General features: G+C 67.2%; 20 protein-coding genes and 1 tRNA gene. 7 read left to right on the forward strand and 14 right to left on the reverse strand.

The genetic code is table 11. The annotated features are described in order from the left end of the window. Positions 1-36 precede the first annotated feature (36 nt). Positions 37-678: a TIGR03086 family metal-binding protein gene (locus NL1_RS01600; RefSeq protein ID WP_084510213.1), complete on the forward strand. Its 642-nt coding sequence runs from the start codon at positions 37-39 to the stop codon at positions 676-678. Positions 679-853: 175 nt separating this feature from the next. On the opposite strand, the gene NL1_RS01605 is transcribed toward NL1_RS01600, so the two are convergent. The 3 genes from NL1_RS01605 to NL1_RS01615 form a co-directional block, all read right to left on the reverse strand. Further along, entirely contained in the window at positions 854-1,621 is a 768-nt protein-coding gene (locus NL1_RS01605) for an RluA family pseudouridine synthase (protein WP_067833329.1), read from the reverse strand. A 50-nt stretch (positions 1,622-1,671) separates the two neighbouring features. Beyond that, on the reverse strand, positions 1,672-2,673 hold the full coding sequence (locus NL1_RS01610) for an adenylate/guanylate cyclase domain-containing protein (protein WP_373862513.1): 1,002 nt from the start codon (positions 2,671-2,673) through the stop codon (positions 1,672-1,674). A 169-nt stretch (positions 2,674-2,842) separates the two neighbouring features. Further along, positions 2,843-4,303, reverse strand: a complete 1,461-nt coding sequence (locus NL1_RS01615) for an aminotransferase class I/II-fold pyridoxal phosphate-dependent enzyme (protein ID WP_067833332.1) — start codon at positions 4,301-4,303, stop codon at positions 2,843-2,845. Between the two features lie 494 nt (positions 4,304-4,797). Here NL1_RS01615 and NL1_RS01620 point away from each other — a divergent pair, with 494 nt between their 5' ends. From NL1_RS01620 to NL1_RS01645, 6 genes are all read left to right on the forward strand, one after another. Continuing rightward, the gene (locus NL1_RS01620; protein ID WP_067833335.1) at positions 4,798-5,364 is read left to right on the forward strand and encodes an isochorismatase family protein; all 567 of its coding nucleotides are present in this window, start codon (positions 4,798-4,800) and stop codon (positions 5,362-5,364) included. 141 nt (positions 5,365-5,505) lie between these two features. Further along, a complete protein-coding gene (locus NL1_RS01625) occupies positions 5,506-6,231 on the forward strand; it encodes a ParA family protein (RefSeq protein WP_156094597.1) in 726 nt (241 codons plus the stop codon). After that, a complete protein-coding gene (locus NL1_RS01630; RefSeq protein WP_067833338.1) occupies positions 6,231-7,196 on the forward strand; it encodes a hypothetical protein in 966 nt (321 codons plus the stop codon). Before NL1_RS01625 ends, NL1_RS01630 begins: the two co-directional genes overlap by 1 nt. 773 nt (positions 7,197-7,969) lie before the next feature. Beyond that, positions 7,970-8,503 carry a C40 family peptidase gene (locus NL1_RS40370; RefSeq protein ID WP_422615826.1) on the forward strand — a complete coding sequence of 178 codons (534 nt, stop codon included), beginning with the start codon at positions 7,970-7,972 and terminating at the stop codon, positions 8,501-8,503. Positions 8,504-8,620: 117 nt separating this feature from the next. Beyond that, complete coding sequence (locus NL1_RS39200; protein ID WP_067833341.1) at positions 8,621-9,430, forward strand: hypothetical protein; 810 nt, start codon at positions 8,621-8,623, stop codon at positions 9,428-9,430. A 109-nt stretch (positions 9,431-9,539) separates the two neighbouring features. Next, a tRNA-Arg gene (locus NL1_RS01645) sits at positions 9,540-9,612 on the forward strand. A 15-nt stretch (positions 9,613-9,627) separates the two neighbouring features. Here the strand turns inward: NL1_RS01645 and NL1_RS01650 are convergent. From NL1_RS01650 to NL1_RS01695, 11 genes are read right to left on the reverse strand one after another with little or no spacing between them, the layout of a single operon-like run. After that, complete coding sequence (locus NL1_RS01650; RefSeq protein WP_218024333.1) at positions 9,628-10,845, reverse strand: tyrosine-type recombinase/integrase; 1,218 nt, start codon at positions 10,843-10,845, stop codon at positions 9,628-9,630. After that, positions 10,845-11,054, reverse strand: a complete 210-nt coding sequence (locus NL1_RS01655; protein ID WP_067833343.1) for a helix-turn-helix transcriptional regulator — start codon at positions 11,052-11,054, stop codon at positions 10,845-10,847. The genes NL1_RS01650 and NL1_RS01655 overlap by 1 nt, the downstream gene beginning before the upstream one ends. Positions 11,055-11,066: 12 nt before the next feature. Further along, positions 11,067-12,803, reverse strand: coding sequence for a replication initiator (locus tag NL1_RS01660; RefSeq protein ID WP_067833345.1), 1,737 nt, complete (start codon positions 12,801-12,803; stop codon positions 11,067-11,069). Next, positions 12,800-13,813: an adenine nucleotide alpha hydrolase family protein gene (locus NL1_RS01665; RefSeq protein ID WP_067833348.1), complete on the reverse strand. Its 1,014-nt coding sequence runs from the start codon at positions 13,811-13,813 to the stop codon at positions 12,800-12,802. The genes NL1_RS01660 and NL1_RS01665 overlap by 4 nt, the downstream gene beginning before the upstream one ends. Next, positions 13,810-14,442 (reverse strand): hypothetical protein, encoded by a 633-nt coding sequence (locus tag NL1_RS01670; RefSeq protein WP_067833351.1) that lies wholly within the window; start codon positions 14,440-14,442, stop codon positions 13,810-13,812. The genes NL1_RS01665 and NL1_RS01670 overlap by 4 nt, the downstream gene beginning before the upstream one ends. Continuing rightward, on the reverse strand, positions 14,439-14,603 hold the full coding sequence (locus tag NL1_RS38480; protein ID WP_169813568.1) for a hypothetical protein: 165 nt from the start codon (positions 14,601-14,603) through the stop codon (positions 14,439-14,441). The genes NL1_RS01670 and NL1_RS38480 overlap by 4 nt, the downstream gene beginning before the upstream one ends. Continuing rightward, positions 14,600-14,893, reverse strand: coding sequence for a hypothetical protein (locus NL1_RS01675; RefSeq protein ID WP_067833354.1), 294 nt, complete (start codon positions 14,891-14,893; stop codon positions 14,600-14,602). Before NL1_RS01675 ends, NL1_RS38480 begins: the two co-directional genes overlap by 4 nt. Beyond that, positions 14,890-15,090 (reverse strand): hypothetical protein, encoded by a 201-nt coding sequence (locus NL1_RS01680; RefSeq protein WP_067833357.1) that lies wholly within the window; start codon positions 15,088-15,090, stop codon positions 14,890-14,892. Before NL1_RS01680 ends, NL1_RS01675 begins: the two co-directional genes overlap by 4 nt. After that, positions 15,087-15,413: a hypothetical protein gene (locus NL1_RS01685; RefSeq protein ID WP_067833360.1), complete on the reverse strand. Its 327-nt coding sequence runs from the start codon at positions 15,411-15,413 to the stop codon at positions 15,087-15,089. The genes NL1_RS01680 and NL1_RS01685 overlap by 4 nt, the downstream gene beginning before the upstream one ends. Continuing rightward, positions 15,410-16,726 carry an FtsK/SpoIIIE domain-containing protein gene (locus NL1_RS01690; RefSeq protein ID WP_067833363.1) on the reverse strand — a complete coding sequence of 439 codons (1,317 nt, stop codon included), beginning with the start codon at positions 16,724-16,726 and terminating at the stop codon, positions 15,410-15,412. The genes NL1_RS01685 and NL1_RS01690 overlap by 4 nt, the downstream gene beginning before the upstream one ends. Then, positions 16,726-16,983 carry a hypothetical protein gene (locus tag NL1_RS01695; protein WP_067833366.1) on the reverse strand — a complete coding sequence of 86 codons (258 nt, stop codon included), beginning with the start codon at positions 16,981-16,983 and terminating at the stop codon, positions 16,726-16,728. The genes NL1_RS01690 and NL1_RS01695 overlap by 1 nt, the downstream gene beginning before the upstream one ends. Position 16,984: the final 1 nt, after the last annotated feature.

The raw sequence follows: 16,984 nt of genomic DNA on the forward strand, positions 1-16,984 counted from the left end.
CTTGGCAGATAATATGCATATGCTTACGATAAGCGCATGAGTACTGAATTCGAAGGAAGAGCGCACGACAGGACCGAATCGAACGAGCGGCTGCGGGAACTGCACGCGCGGGCCGTGCGACTGAGCACCGAGGTCGTCGCGCGGATCGACGCCGATCGGTTGTCGGCCGAAACGCCTTGTGCGGAATGGGATTTGCGCGCCCTCTTGGCGCACATGGCCACCCAGGACCGTGGATTCGCGGGTGCGGCGCGCGGAGTCGACGACCCCGGCGCGTGGGAGGCGCGTCCCGCGGCGGATCCGATCGCCGACTACCTGGCCGCCGCGGACGAGGTCGTCGCCGCCTTCGCCGAGCCCGGCGTCTTCGAGCGCACCGTGCTGCTGCCGGAGGTGTCCAGCGAGCGCCGTCTCCCGGCCGTGACCGCCATCCGGTTCCACTTGGTCGACAGCGTCGTGCACGCGTGGGACGTGGCGCGTTCGATCGGCGAGACCGTCGACCCGGATCGGGAACTGGCGCTGATGGCGCTCGATATCGCGGCGGCGGTGCCGGACGGGTCCTTCCGGCTGGAGCCGGGCGCGGCATTCGCGCCGGTGCTGGCGGCGGCCGATTCGGGTTCGACCATGGACCGGGTGCTGCGATTGCTCGGTCGTGCACCGGAATGGACGCCGTCGCGACCTTAGGCCCTGTGTCGAAGTCCCATCCGGCGCCTCCGCGGCCCAGATCGCCGCCTGGCCGCGTTGTCGTCGTCACCGATACAACCCCGGTATCGGCTCCTCCTCCGCCTTGCCAGGCGACGATCTGAGCCACGGATGCATCCGGCCGGACTTCGACACAGGGCCTAGGCTTTCGGGCAAGTCAGCGGTCGGCGTTCAGGAGTTCTGTTGCGCGGTCGAGAAGTTCGGCGGAATCGGCCGGGCCGACCGGCGCCCAGAAATCCTTGCCGGGTGGAGCGTCCAGGTTCAGCTCGGGCGGGGTGCGCCAGGAAGCGGCGAGGCCGAGCCGCCACGAATGCAGGTGGGCGCGGGGGTAAGCGCCGGATTTGTCGAACAGCGGGTCACCGAGGATCGGATGCCCGATCCAGGCCAGGTGCACGCGGATTTGATGGCGGCGGCCGGTCACCGGGCGCAGCGCGAGCACCGTGTGCCGCTCGGTGCGCAGCACGGTCGCGAAGCGGGTCAGCGACGGGTAGTTCTTGGTGTCGAGCAGGTCGGCGTCGTTGACGAACCAGCGGTCGCCCTCGGTGCGGATGCTTTCCCGCGGCGCCGCGATCCGCACTCGGTTCTTCCGGCCGACGCTCAACGGCAGATCGATGACCCCGCGCTCCGGCAGCCCGGTGGCGTCGACGACCGCCAGGTACGCCTTGTCCGCGGTCTGCTTGTTGAACTGCCTGGTCAGCTGACCGTGCGCGCCGAGATCCTTGGCCAGCAGCACCAATCCCGAGGTCACCTTGTCGATCCGGTGCACCGGATACAACGTCTCGCCCGCCGCCGCGGCCAGCTCCACGATGTCGGTATCGTGCCGCTCCCCGGTCACCGAGATCCCCGCGGGTTTGTTCAGCGCGAGAATCGCCTCGTCCTCGGCGATCAGGCAGCGCTCCCGCAGCTGCGACCAGTCGGTATCCATCCGCACGACCTTACGGACGGCCCGGGTTCCGCTCAGCTGCGGCGTGGGGCTCAGCCGTGACGAAGCGCGTGGGGGCGCAGCCGATTGAAGCCGCGGACCCGGACGCTGCGCAGCTGGCGCACGCTGAATTCGCGGTCGTCGGCCAGTTTCTCCGCGGCGGCATCGTCGATCAGGATGGTGCCGGGGCGGGCGACGCCGGTCAGGCGGGAGGCGATGTTCACCACCGAGCCGTACAGGTCGCCGAACCGTTGCAGCACCGGGCCGTAGGCGAGCGCGACCCGCAGATCCGGCGTGCCGCCGACCATCATGGTCGACTCCTGAATGGCCAGCGCGATGCGCGCGCCCACCTTGGCCGTCTCCGCCGCGAACATCACTTCGTCGCCGACGTGCTTGATCACCCAGCCGCCGTTCTCGGTGATGGCCGCGTTCGTCGTCGACTCGAACGCCTCCAGCAGCGTCGACAGCTCGTCCGGGTGCAGGTGCCTGGTCAACCGGGTGTAGCCGACCATGTCGGCGAAGCCCACCGCCAGCTCCCTCGTCGAGTCCTCGGCGGGGCTCTCGTTGTCGAAGGAGCGGGCCAGCGCGGCGGCCAGGTGCCTGCGCCACGCGTAGGTCTGCAACTCCTCGAGCACCGAGATCGTCTCCTCGGTGGCGATCCTGGCGATCTCCGCCGCGTCGGAGCCGTCCGCGCGGGAGTCCTCGGCGACTTTGGTCGCGATCTCGGCGATCACCAGATCGGCCTGCCATTCCGCCAACCGCGCCATGGACTGACCGAGCGTGCGCGCCGCCGCGGCCTGCTGGCGCAGATCGGAGGCGGCGACCACCTTCAGGCCGCGGAAATGCCGCACCGCGTCCACGTCGGCGTCGGTGTAGTCGACGGCGTCTTCGGGGTTCTCGGGAAAGCCCAGTGCGGTCCACAGCCGCCGGGAAATACCGGGTGATACCCCCGATCGCTCGGCCACCTCGGCGCGGTTGTACCTGCGCTCGCCGTCGAGCAGGTACGCCTCCACGACGGACTGGACGAGTTCGGAGATCTCGGTCCTCGACATGATCGCCACCTTACGGCCAAGGTACGCAGGGGTGGAGTCCGTCGATGGTGCATTGGGGTACCTCACAGCACCGTGACGGCCACGTCGTGCCTGCAGTGCGAAGTCCGCTGCGGCAGACGCCTATCGGGTGCGCGGGACGACCTCCGGCCCGCGACGACCGGGAAACTCCGCCTCACTCGCGAACGACGCGCACCGTGTCCAGGCTGGAATCGGCGGCATCGGGGACATTCATGCCCTCCTCATGACCGGACCGCAAGTACTCCACCACCGCGTCGTTCAGCCGCTCGCCGGGCACCACCGCCGGAATGCCCGGCGGGTACGGGGTGAGCTGCTCGGCCGCGATCCGTCCGTGCGCCTTGTCGATCGGGACGACCTCGACCTCCCCGAAGAACGCGTCGCGCGGCAGCTCCACCGTCTCGAGCTGCAGCTCGGCGGGGGAGGGCAGCCGGATCCGCGACGGCTGCGGGTCCTTCAGCTGGTCGCGCCACGCGGCGACACCGTCGACCAGGGTGGCGACGGTGCGATCGTCGTCGGCGATCGACAGCGTCGCGAGCATCCGGCGGTGATCGACCAACCCCATATCGATGTGGCGATGTTCGCGCAGCCAGTCGGCGGCGTCGTAACCCGTTGCGCCCGTTGCGGCCACGTCCATCAACACCTGGAGCCGATCCAGATCGTGCGAGGCCTCGACGCCGAGCAGCGCGTCCTCCATCACCTCGATGCCGGGTATCCGGGCCAGGTCGGCGCGGGCCTGCTCCGCGACGCGCAATGCGACGTCGAGCAGTTCGCGCCCGTGCTGCACCATCTGCCTGCGCCAGCCGTCGAGCGCGGTGTAGATCAGCACGTTCGGGCTGGTGGTCATGAGCAGGTCGGCGCAGGCACTGAGCCGCGCGGGGTCGATCAGGTCGCCTTGGAGGTGGAACACCGAGCCCTGCTCGAACCCCACGCCCATCTTGTGCACGCTCACCACGCACAGGTCCGCGCCCACATCCATGGCCCAGGTGGGCAGTTCGGGATGGAACGGCAGGTGGGCACCCCACGCCTCGTCGACGATCAGCGGCTTGCCGCGCTCGTGGCAGATGGCGACGATGCTCGCGATGTCGGCGCAGGTGCCGTACGGGCTCGGGCTGACGATCAACGCGCCCGCCGCGTCGGGATTGCGCTCCCACGCCGCGCGCACCTGCCCCGGCGCGGGCGGATGCGAGAAGTGCCGTTCGGCGTCCCAGCGCGGCGTGATCCAATGCGGCCGCACACCGGCGAAGATCAGTCCGGCGACGATGGACTTGTGGCTGTCCCTGGCCACCAGCAAACCCCCGCTCCGCCCGCCTGCCACCGCCATCATCGCGGCCTTCACCGACAGCGAGCTGCCGCACGTGGAGAAGAAGGCCGTCTCGGCGCCCACCGCGTCGGCCATCAGTTCCTCGGCCTCCGCCAGGTACCCGCCGCGGGCGAGGCGGTCGTCCAGACCGGGGCTGACCAGCACATCGGAGCGGAACGCATCCCGCCCGATCGCGTCGAGCACGCGCTCGTCGACACCGCGACCCTGCCGGTGCCCCGGCGGGGTGAACCCGTACCGGCCCGTGCGGTGATACGCGGCGAGTGCGTCCACCAGGGGAGCTCGTGAGTGGTCCATGGTCGGGAGCTACCCGCTGGCTGGTTCGCTAATCGGTCGCTGACCTGGGGGAGCTCGTCTGCGCGGTCATGGCCGCGACCGTTCGGCGTTGAACCACCGCGCCATGGGTCCGGCCGTGCATCGCGTCGTGCTCACCGAACGCGGTGCCCGGCTGGCCGCCGCCCGCTCGATGCACACGTCGGCGGCTTCGGTCCACGCTGGTGCTGCCTAGCGACCTCGACCAGATGTACGACGTCGCGCGCTCCGTCGCCCGACTGTGCCGCCGTTGGGGACAAGATTGAAATCATATGTGGCACAGTGCGTTCACTGAATGTAGAGCGACTTGCGAAGGTCGCTCGGCTGCCCGGCGCGTTCATTGCGGAGTGAAAAGGCCGGTTGGGGGTAAGGCGGTGACATCGTGAGCAACTGGTCTTGACCCATGCGATACGGTTGGTAAAACTTGTGAGTTTTGCTAACTAGTTGACTTCTCGAGAACCTCGCCGAGAGGATGCGCCGTGCCCGTCGCCAGTTTCGGCAATACCGCATTGGTTCTGATCGATCTCCAGCGCGGCATGCTCGAAGAGCCGACGGTGCGCCCCGCGCGCGAAGTGCTGCGGCAGAGCGTCCGCCTCGCCGAGGCCTTCCGCGCCAACCGGTTGCCGGTGGTCGTGGTGCGCGTCGAGTGGTCCGAAGACAGCGGCGACCTGCCTCCCGCCGCCTGCGAGCAACCCGGCCCGGCCGCCGCGCCGCGGCCACCCTTCGGGGAGATCCCGGCCGAGCTGGTCGACCTGGCCGACGTGTTCATCACCAAACGGCACTGGGGCGCGTTCACCGGCACCGAGCTGGATCTCCAGCTGCGCCGCCGCCGCATCGACCGGCTGGTGCTCGCGGGCATCGCCACCAGCATCGGCGTGGAGTCGACCGCGCGCTCGGCGTGGGAGCACAACTACGAGTTGGTGTTCGCCGAGGACGCGACCACCGACACCGACGCCGCCTCGCATCTGCACTCCTTCACCAAGATCTTCCCGCGCCTCGGGCGTGTCAGCTCGACCGAGCAGATTCTTGCCGCACTGGGCGCCTGACCGGCCGTCCGGCCACTGTGTCCAATTGGACACGGCCGCGTCGCCGAAAAGATACGTCGTAATCAACGGTAGTTCGCGTGCGCTGTGCAAGACTCGTTCCCGCCAGAGTTTCTTGCACTCCTCACGCTTGGAGGACTGTCCATGACGAATTCTGTTGCACCACTCGAACTGCCCAAACCCTTGGTGATCACGCTGGGAAATCTCAAGGGCGGTGTCGGAAAAACCACTTCGGCCTTCTTCCTGGCCTCCTATTTCGCCAGAGTGCACGAGCTGCGGGTGCTGGTCATCGACGCGGACCCGCTCAGCCAGACCGGATATTCCTGGTATCGCAGGCTGATCAAAGGGCAGGTCGAGGTGCCGTTCGAATTGATCGCCTTTCCGTCTCGGCACGTCGACGACTGCATCCACGACAATGCGAGCAAATTCGATGTGATCATCGTGGATGCGGGCGGCGAGTCGGCCGAGATTTTCAAGGCGGCCATTCCGGTCAGTGACGAACTCGTGCTGCTGACCAGCGTGAGTCCCTCGGAGGTCAAACGTGTGCCGAGTACCTACCGGGCCGCCGCGGAGGCCGCGGCCGGGCACGACCGGGAGATCCGGGTGCGCGTGCTGATGACCAAGGTGCCGGTCACCATGAAGAACGGCGTGAACGTCTCCACCGAATACCGCACGCAGCGCGGCAATTTGGAAGACGCCGGATACGACGTCTTCGCCGGGTATCTGAGCGCATGGAAGTGGTATCGCGAGGCGGCCGACGGTGAGGTCGGCGAAGGCGCCGAGAACCCGATCGTGGATCTCGGCGAATACCAGCAGGTCGGAGACGAATTGGTCGCTCCGTACCGGGTCGCGGTGGAGGTGTCCGCCTGATGCCTCCCCAACGTAGGAAGGGGTCCATCGGCGGATCCGCGAATCCGCTGTCCGACAACGCCGAACACACGCCGCCGGTCTCGCCGCTGCGCGACGCCGAATGGCGCTCGGAGCAGATCCGGCCGGTCGTCGAGGTGTCGCCGCGTGAAACCGAACCGCCACGGCCGGTGGCGTATTCGCAGTCCGCGGCGCAACCAACCCGCCCGGCCGCACCCGCCCCCGCGGCTCCGGCGCCGCACTCGATGCGGCCGCCCGCTCCGGTCGCCGCGAATCCGGCGCCGCCCGAGACCGAACTGCTGGCCGACGTGCTATCCATGCCGCTGCCCGCGGCAGGCGAAGGTCCGCTGAACCGGCGTGAACAGGAGCAGCTCAGCGCGTGCGAGTCCTCGATCGACTCGCTGCGTATCGCGTTCTGGGCGGCGGGTCGTGCGCTGCAGATCGTGCGGGACGGGCGCCTCTACCGTGACTGCCATCCCAGTTTCGACGATTACGTGGAGCAGCGCTGGGACATGCAGCGTTCCTACGCGCACAAGCTGATTCGCGCGTGGCCGCTGGCCGCCCGGCTGCACCCCGTCGCGCCGACGATCAACGAGGGGCAGGTCCGCGAACTGCTCCCGGTGGCGGCGGAATACGGCGAAGACGCGGCGGTCACCGTGTACACGACGATCGCCGGTAGTCCCGGCGGGAAGGTCACGGCGGGCAGGCTGCGCGAGGCGATCGCGCTGCTGCCAGAGCATTTCGACGAGGCCGAGGTCATCGCGCGGTTGCAGGCGTGGCTGCGCGGAGATCTGGGCGAGGCGGGCGGCGATCGGCGCGTCGATCTGTTCTCCACCATGGAATCGCGGCTGGTCGCGCTGAGCAGGCGGGTGGTGAAGGGATCCAGCGGCGATCCGGTCGCGGCCCGCGAATTCGCGGCTCGGTTGCGCACGCTCGCCGAACAAATCGAGGAGCAGATCACCGCTTGATTTGCCCAGAAAACGGCGCCCCGCTACGGAAAATGAATTCCGGGCGGGGCGCCGTTGTATTTCGGGTGGTTAAATTGTTGCGTTTGGTTATTACTTTGTTATCGCAATGTGGCGTGTTGCTGTTTACGACCTGCGGTAATGGGTGCAATATGAACGCTCGGATCCGCTGGACTGAACACCGTGATGTTTTTCGAATCGAATTCGAAGGTCTAGGTGATGTCCTGCCCGCCAGGAACTACGGCGCCGCACGGCCGAGCCGACAGCCTTCGATATGAGCATCGGAGGACCGCATCATGGCATCAACCGCTGAGGGTCGATATTCGCGCTTTCTACGACGCGCGATGTTCTGGAGCCTGGCCGTCGCCGCGGCCGCGTTCGGCGCCCTGTTCTTGGGCGCCGGACAGGCATCGGCCAAACCGATAGAAATTCCCGGCATCGGCACTTTCGACGTGCCGGACGCCCTTCCGGTACCACCGGCTTTCACCGATTTCGATTACCCAAATATTCAGGTAGGACCGCCTCGCGTTGTTCCCGCTGTCATCAGCGAGCCCGCTGTCATCGACGCGCCCGCTGCCGTCGAGATTCCGGCCGCTGTCGAGGTTCCGGCTGCCGTCGAGATTCCGGCCGTTGCCGAGACTCCAGCCGCCGTCGGCCTCCCGGCCGTTCTCGATATTCCGAGCCTGATCCGGTTGGTCGGACCGCCCGCCCTGCCGGTGACGCAGGCGCCCGCGATCGCGGCGCCCGCGGAGGGTGAGTACAAGGCTCCGCTGGCGGTGATCGAATTCTCGACCGCCCCGCGCGCTCAGTCGGCCCAGTCGGTTCCGGCGACCGCCGCGAACCCGGGGATCGCGGCCCAGCCCTCGCCCGTCGATCTGCTGCGCACCCATCTTCCTTTCCTGTCCGGAATACTCGAGCCGCTGCTGCCCGCGCCGTTCGGGGCCCCCACACCTCAGGTCGCCGAGCCGTCGCCGGCCGCCGTCGCGGTCGAGGCCGCGCGCGGCAAGATCGGCTCGGACTACAGCATGGGTGCGACGGGACCCGACGCCTTCGACTGCTCCGGTCTGGTGCAGTGGTCCTACGAGCAGGCGGGCGTGGATGTGCCGCGCACGAGCTACGCCCAGTTGGCTTCGGGCACACCGATATCCCAGGACCAACTCGAGCCGGGTGATGTCGTGTCCTTCTACGGCGGCGGCCACTCCGGTCTGTACGCCGGGGATGGGCAGGTGATCCACGCCTCGACGTACGGCACGGGTGTCGTGATGTCGCCGATGTCCTCGATGCCCTATGCGGGCGCCCGCCGATACTGATGGTCGCCTGGTGGCTCGGCTTGTGGGCACTGCGGAGCCTGGACGCTCGACCCGATCTCAGCAAGCCGTCAGTAAACTCGGAGTCGGGGCCTACCGTGTACGGAAGGCGGGCGAACAATGGAGTGGCTGCTGGTTTTGATCGTGGTCGTGGCCGTGGCGATCTTGCTGCTCATGCGTGGGCGCGAGGGCAAGCAACGGACGCAGACCGAGCTGGCCGACGCCCTCGCCGAGGCCAGGCAGGTGAACGAGCGGCTCGCGGGTCAGATCTACAACCTGAGCGGCAGCAACGATGCGGCGAAACAAGCCCTAGTGGACGCCTCGGAGCGGCACGTCGCCGCGGGATCGCAACTGGACCAGGCCGCCACGCCCGCCCAGGCCCGGCTGGCGAAACAGACTGCGCTCGAAGGCCTCTACTACATCCGGGCCGCCCGCTCCGCGATGGGCATGGATCCGGGCCCCTCGATTCCCGAGCTCGAAGGCCAGGCCGTGGCCGGGCGAGTGAGCGAGGATCGGGCGATCGTCTTCGAGGGCAGAGAGATCGCCGCGTCACCCAATCCTTCCTCGGGCACGCCGAACTACTTTCCCGGCGGCCGCGTCGCCGGACGGCCGGTGCCCGCGGGCTGGTACTCCGAACCCTGGTGGAAGCCGGCGCTCATCGGCGGCGCCTGGGGGCTCGGCTCCGCGCTCTTGTTCACCTCGCTGTTCGCGGGGATGTCGGGCGTGGCATATGGCGCGCAGGGGTTCGAGAGCGGTTACGGCGAGGGGTATCAGGACGGAGCCGCGGCGGGCGAGGGTGATGCGGGCGGCGACTGGGGTTCGGATACCGCTCCGTACGACGGCTACGACGGGGGCGGCTACGACGGTGGTGGCGGCGGGTACGACGGCGGCGGTGGCTTCGATGGAGGAGGCTTCAACGGCGGGTTCTGACCACGGAGCCGGGCATTGCGGTGGCCCGACCACGCACGACATCCCCGCGATCTGCGCGATGCTGTCCTCGGGCAGGTGACCCGGTAGACTGCGACAGTCCACCAAACCGGCCTTCGTAGCTCAGGGGATAGAGCACCGCTCTCCTAAAGCGGGTGTCGCAGGTTCGAATCCTGCCGAGGGCACAACATTCTTGCAGGTCAGGCCGTTGCCTTGCCTGGCTCGACGGCTCCAGAGCCCCGATTCGTACGCAGTTCGTACGCAGCGGAAAAACTCGTACGGGCCGCGTTGAGCCTCGCGGCAACGTCGTCCAGGTCGTCATCGAACAGATCACTGTAGAAATCCAGCGTCGTGCTCGGCTTGTCGTGCCCGAGCATCCGCTGAATAGCGAGCACCGACGCACCTTGAGACACCGCGAGCGACGCCGCCGTATGCCGAAGTTCGTGCGGTGTGAACCCTTCCAGCCCGGCAGCTTTCGCGGCTCCGTCGAACCAACTGCGACGCATGTTCCGAACCCTCAGCACGGCCCCGCGCGAAGAGGTGAAGACCTCCGCGTCCTCACGTCGCCCAGCCAGACGCTGTTTCAGCGGCTCGACCAGGAAGGCCGGAAAGGCGACACTTCGCCGTTGGTGATCCTTTGGAGCCTTGATCACCAACTGGCCGTCTACCTCGGTAATCGTCCGCTCGACCTGGATACGATTGCGACCGAGAGACACCGCGGACACCTGCATTCCGGCCAGTTCAGCGAACCGCAGTCCGCAGTAGGCCAGCACCATCACAGTCAGCCAGTTGTTGCCCGCGTGTTCGGCCAGCCGCTCGACCTCCACACCGGACAGATAGCGCCGGGTGGCGAGCCGCTGTTTCGGGCGATCCACGGTGCGACACGGGTTGACCGCGATCTTGCGGGTCTTCACCGCGTGGTCGCAGATCTGCGAGAGCACTCCGAGGTTCTTCCGGACCGTTCCGCCTGCTGCGCCCTTCTCGACCTGAGCAGTCACCCACTCCTGAATCTCGTCGTGCATCTCGACCAGGTCAGCGAGGCGGGTGCTCCCCCACCTCGGGAGGATGTGCCGATTCACGATCGAGACGTAGCGGGAACGGGTTCCTTCCTCCCAGGACGGATGACCGGCCAGCCACGCTTTCGCCACCACGTCGACAGTCACGCGACCGGCGGACGGTGGCGCATGCCGTCCGGAGACCACCGCCGCCGTCTGGCCGTCCAGCCACGCTTGCGCATCGACCTTGCGCGCGAAGATCTTCGAATGCTCTCTTCCGGAACCGTCGACATACCTTGCACGCCAACGCTTTCCCTTGCCATCGAGCTTCGACGGGATGCGATGCTTGGTGCCATCCGGCAGACGTTCCTCTTTGGTCCAAAGGTCTTCGACGCCGGAACGCCGATTACGTCGAGCAGCCACTACGCCGCCGACCTGTTGCTACCGGTGGACTCTTCCTGTTCGGCGATCCACGCCAGCACGACGGACTTGCGCCACACCCGCCGACGCGCGCCCAGCTTGAACGACTCCGGACCACGGCCGACATGCGCCCACCACCGCCAGGTCGCCTCCGGAATACCGGTCAGCTCCTCGCACTGCTTCGCCCGGAGAAACGTGTCACTCTCACTCATTTGCCATTCCTCCTATGCCGCCATCTGATTTGTCGAATCTTGTTGTGCTGCAATGGTTTCAAGTGAAACCGAGTCGTCTCCGGGTGGTCCTTCGGCGACCTCGAGGCAGGCTCGGGTGTACTGCGCGCGGTCGGTGAGTTTGGCCGACACCGCCGCCATGATCAGGTGTGAGCGTGGTGGCGCGTCCCGGTCCCCCGGTCCGACCGGGGTGATACGCAGATGCGAGGTATCGGGCGGGATGATGCCGATCGCGGCCAGGCGCTGGCGCACGAATTCCATGCGTTCGGCCTTGTGGTCGGGGATGGTCTTGTTGCTCCACTTCCGGGAGGACACGCAGCGTTTGCCGGGGACACCGAGCAGGTCACGGCGATGGTTCTGGCGACGGCACCGACCCGGCTGAGTCTTCTCGCTGGCGCCCTTGGGAACGATGCCGTAGCGCAGCCACACCGGGCACTCCGGGCAGCACGGGGTCCGCTGGAGTTCGGCGTGTAACCGGTCGTAGTGGCGGTTCACCCGCGCACTGTCGGACTCCAGAACCTCAGCCACCGACTTGGTTAGATACTTGGTCAGATAGGCCACCTTGCGATCCATCTCCGGTGTGCCCGCGATGATCTGAATCGGCTTGGACTGGCCCCCGAACGTCATCGTGTGCGCCGGTTCGATGTCATCCACGGACTTGATGACATCCAAGGCGTCGTCCCAATAGGTCAGCGCGCGGCCATTGCTCGGGTCGACGAAGGTACCGGCGGTGTAGTCCCAGACGGGCATGTTGTCGTCGGTGTAGACCTCGTGGTCGAAGTGCGGCCACCAGATGTTGACGAAGGTCGCCGCGGTGACCGCGTAGAGCAGTTTGGTCGGGATCGAACCCCGGATCGCCAGGTGGATGTGTGGGGCACCGCGTTTCTGGGGTTCGACCGAGCCCCAGTACTGCACGTCCCAGCCGACCGCGCGCCGCAGGTTCTGCGCCCACCGCTCGAACAAGGCTTTGACGTGCATGATGTCACGCGCAGCGCGCCGGTAGTCGTAGGAATCCGGGTCACGAGGCGAACCGTCGGAGACCATCTCGCCGGTCTCCTCGTCACGCACACGGTTGATCGGCCCGTAGGAATCCACGGTCAGGGTATTGAACGTCGACGGCCGATACTTGCCGTTGGCGTAGGCGGTGCCGATCGTCGTGCGGGCGACCTTCTTACGCGGCAGGTCCGGCAGATCATCGCGCCGCTTGGTCGACTTCGCGCGACGAGCAGGTTTCGGGTCCAACGACGGGAGACGGCCCCGCACCCCGAGTTCGCGAAGCTCGACATCGAGATCGGCCACGAGGGCTTTCACCGCGTCCGCGAGTTCGTGCTCACCCTCACGGCGGGCATCGTGGTAGTTGCTGAACAGGTCCGCGCGTGCGGCTAACACCTGTGCCTGTGCCTCGGTGATGACCGGTTCCGGTTGCACGGGTTCGTGTTCGGCGCACCAACCCTCCCGCAGCTGCGTAGCGCGGACGGACTTGTTCGCCTTGGCGCACGCCGGGCAGGTGCTCGCCACGGTGGCCTTGCACGGAGCACCTATGTAGGACACACGGCCGGTGATGGTGTCGAAGGCCCGCATCGGCACCACCCGCGCACACACGCCCTGTTCCTCGGCCACCGATTCGGCGATGTCGCTCAGGTTCGGCATCGCACGACGCTCGGCTGCGGTCTGACGGTTCGGGGCGACGGCACCGACCGGGGCCGTGCCGATGGCCTGAGTTACGGTCATGCTGCCTTCCTGTGGTCGTTGCCGACGGAGGCCCCGGAGATGCACCCATACGGGGAGCAATCCGGCCCGTCGTCGGTGTCGTCGTCATCAAGGTCGGGGGCGTAGTCGGCGAACAGATCCAGCTGACGGTTCTTCCACTCCGCGCGAGTCACCCGGTCGATCGGCGCCAGCTCCAACGGAACACACGAGCGATGCAGGAACGCCTGACCGCGCAGCGGTTTCGCACTCGCGCCGCCATGACGGATGGCGTGATCGAAAGCGACCGCATCCGCCCATTCGTCGGGTCGGTGGTCGCGCATTTCGCGCCAGTAGTCGTTGCGGTGGTGAGGGCAGCCGATGCACGACGATTTGACGGTGTGACCCCACCCAGTGCGGCGCAGGTAACGTTCGCAGTCCTTACGCGACATGTTCAGCTCCAGCAGTGGGAACCGCTTGACCGTGTACTTGTTCTCGCGGCGGTCGTTGACGCGTTCGATCTCATCGGTACTGAAACCGATCCATTGTTCGGCATAGCGGCCCTTGGGCACCCGCAGATACCGAGGTCCCGGAGCACCGAGCAGCATGCGGACAGCGCGGTTGATGGGTGCGATCTTGTATTCGGCGGTGCACTGCCGCCGCCCAATCCCTTCGCGTTCGCGGCGGGTGGCCGGGCGTTCCCGATACCCGACGATGACGAGCTGGCCGTTGGTATCAGGTTCGGTGATCTCCTCCCGGATCATGGTGCCTTCGGGGGCGAGGGTGAAGTACGGGATGGATACGAACCGGTGGTCGGAGTCGAGAGAGTCCTTGCGCAGGTGTCCTTTCGACACCTGGTGCAGCGGGATACCGGCGGTGGCGAACTCGGATTCCAGGCGGTCGACCTGGGCGTATACGGCGGGTGGTTCCCATCCGGTGTCGGCGAAGATCGCACCGTCCAAGCCGGGGAGTTCACCACGGCAGGCCATCAACGCGAGAGTGGTGGATTGGACACCGGCCCCGAGCGAGAGCAGGCGCAACGTCGGGGCGTTCATGCTGCGTCCTTCTGATCCCACAACCACTCCACCTGCGCCGAGGGCAGAGTGACAGGCTTGGCCAGCGAATCCTGGTGCCGGAACGCCAGTTCCACCGTCGACGGGCCGACAATCCTGGCGCGGCATTCCAGGACACCGAAGGCGTGAGCGAGGTGTTCGACACGGTTTTCCCAGTCGGCGGGGCAGTGGCCGGGCAGCATCCGCACCCGCACCCGATCCACGCTGTCGCCGATCTGCACCGCAAGCAGGCGCGGTGTGGCGGTGCGGTCGTCGGTGGTGACGGTCAGGTGGCAGGCGGTCATCAGGCGTGCCCAGCGTCGGCGGTAGCGCAGCCAGGTCAGGAACCGGTGCTTTGCCCGCGTGGTGATCCACCGCTCGAAGGTCTCCGGACTCCTGCGGCGCCAGAGCACCATCCCCGCGGCGAACACCCCAACCACCACGGCCGCCGCGACCGGGCCGAGAAAAGCGCCGGCAATTACCGCGAGGGCGAGCGGGATAGAGATCATCGGGAACAGCACCGCCCACCAGATCGTCACGGCGGCACCGGTGATCAGCCAGCCGCCGAGGTTGAGCACGGCCAGGCCGAGCAGGTCGAACGGGTCGCGGTCGGTGTGGGTTTTCGTGGTCACGACCAGGTTCCTTCCTTGGAATCGAACAGCGACAGCTGGCCGCGGCAGGGTTCATGCAGGTTCTTGCGGGGACGCCGCTTGCCCTCGGCGACCTGATCAGCCGCGGCCTGCACAATCGGATTCACCTGGCGGTCAGGGGATTTCGGGTCCGCAGTAGTCATGCCGCACCTCGCGAATCGGTTCCGGCCGCCTGGCGGATCGCCGCTTGCAGCACACGTACTACTGCGATCGCGTCGTCTACGGTCATGGCCAGGTGCGCCACAGCCGCGAACTGTGTTTCCTTGTGCAAGACCAATTGGATTTGTCGGCCCTGCTCGGCAGCGGGAACGACATTGGCGAACACCTCGCACGATTCGCGCACCCGGCCACGATCGACAGACACCGCCACCCGGTGGAAATCAATGCCCGCGCCGGGCTTCCAGTAGCCGCGCGCCTGCTCAGTGGTGCTCATGCCGCCCAGTCCCCGCCGTCGTAGTCGTCGCTGGCGCTCCAGGCCAGGACCGCACCGGTTTCGGCGAAGACGTTGACCGCGATCGCGATCGGGTCCAGGCCACGGGCCTCCAGCTGGCAGCGACGGCGAGCCTGAAGGTCGATGACGTTGTCGGCGTAGCGGGCCCCGCTGGTCTTGCGGTTGGTGTCCTTGCTCATGGCTGTGCCTCGATTTCAGGGAGTCCGCACCGGTCGCAGGTGCGGGAACGGGTGGTCGCACCCAGCGGCCACACTGTGGTGTGCCAGGTGTTGGGGAAGGTGTGGCCGTGCTCGATGCAGTAGTTGGTGGCCCGGCAGCCGTCGCAGACGACGGTGTTGCCGTCGAACAGCCAGCCGACACCGGCGGACTGCAAGCTCAGGTGGGTGATGGCCTGGGTGATGGAGTCGAAGCAGACCGCTTCGTTCTTGCCTTCGGTGTAGTGGTCACCGCAGGACTCGCAGTAGACGACGACGTGGGTTTCGGTGACGAATCCGCGTTTCATGCCGCCACCAGCCCATCCCCGTCGGTGGTGCCGTCGCCGAGGTCGTCGGGGTTGAAGTCGCTGTAATCCTCGGCGGGACCGGTGATTTCGGGTGCCGGGGAGTAGGTGGCGACGATGGCATCGGCGGCGGCGTCGTCCACCCAGTAGGCGCGGACCCGCACGAACCCGGTGGAGCCGTCTTCGCCGACGTAGCCGACACCGGGAGTGTGTTCGCTGATCTCGTCGCAGCGCGCGCCGCGGTCGCGGGCACCTTGGCCGTGGACCATGGTGGTTTGGGTCGGTTCGTCCAACCGGAGGCCGATGCGGATCGGGAACAGCTGCCTGTTCGGCATCGTCTCCTTGGACGGGTCCTGCAAGGCTGCGATCACCGACACTGCCGCCGCGCGACCCTGCGACAACAGCAGCCCGGTCAGGCGCCGGAACTCCTGCTGTTCGTCGCGAGTGGCGTAGGAGGACAGGGAAGCGGCCTCATCGATGATGATCAGGATCAGCGGCTCGTCGGTGCTGGGGACGATCTTGCGGATGCCCTGGGCGCGCATCCGGGCCAGGCGCTCACGCATCTCCTCGACCGCCTCGGTGAGCATGGCGAGGATGGTTGCGGTGTCGGTGGAGAAGCGGACGAACAGCTTGTTCTCGCCGCGGCCGAACTCCGCGCCGCCCTTCGGGTCTGCCAGCCACACATCCACCAGACCGGTGAGGATGGCCATGCCGAGAGCGGCCAGGATCGACCACAACACCGAACCCTTACCCGAACCGGTGGCACCGGCGAGCAGGATGTGCCCGTACAGGACACGCAGCCGCCAGGTCTCGTAGTCCTCGGTGACCCCGACCGGGACCGCCTCCAGGTCCACCACGCTGTGAACCGCACCCGGCAACACTGACGGGGCAGCGAGGGTGTCCCACGCCCTCACCTGGAGACGGACCCAGCTCGGAGCAGGCGACGACGCTGTCACCTTTGGGACGCCGAGATAGGTGGCGAACTGGGCCAAGGTCTCGTCATTCGACCAATCCGCCAAGGACTGGCCGCCGAGCATCAGAATCTCGACATCGAGGCCGTGGTCGGTGTAGTCGTAGCGCTCCACGTAGGGGAATCCGCCGTCGATCGACCCCAGACCGAGGGCGGCGAGCATCAGGTTGGTCTGCGAGGGTTCAGCCAGGATCGACACCGCGGTCCGCAGCTCGGGCGGGGCGTCGGCGACGATGTCGGCGACCGTCAGCGGGCGCGGACCCGAGCCGAGGTGGCGAAGCCAGGCCAGACCACCGGCCGCGGCGAGACTGCCGCCCGTGACGACAAGGCTTGTCAGCGTGGTCATTACGCCGCCGCCTTCACCAGATCGACGCGGTAGGCCAACGCGTCGTGTTCGGCCAACGCCGCAGCGACCTCGGCGACCAGGACGCGCGCGTCATCGATGTGAAGCCACAGCGTCAGGTCCGATCCGAAGAACACACCGACCTTGGCGGCAGCGTTGGCCGTGTACTTGCCGCCGCCGTACACGAACTCGTGTTCAGGCCGGTACTCCGCCTCGGGCGGGTCGGCGATCCGGCCGCTGGATACGAACGAGATCGACATG

It is taken from the genome of Nocardia lijiangensis NBRC 108240 (assembly GCF_001613045.1).
Taxonomy (GTDB): domain Bacteria; phylum Actinomycetota; class Actinomycetes; order Mycobacteriales; family Mycobacteriaceae; genus Nocardia; species Nocardia lijiangensis.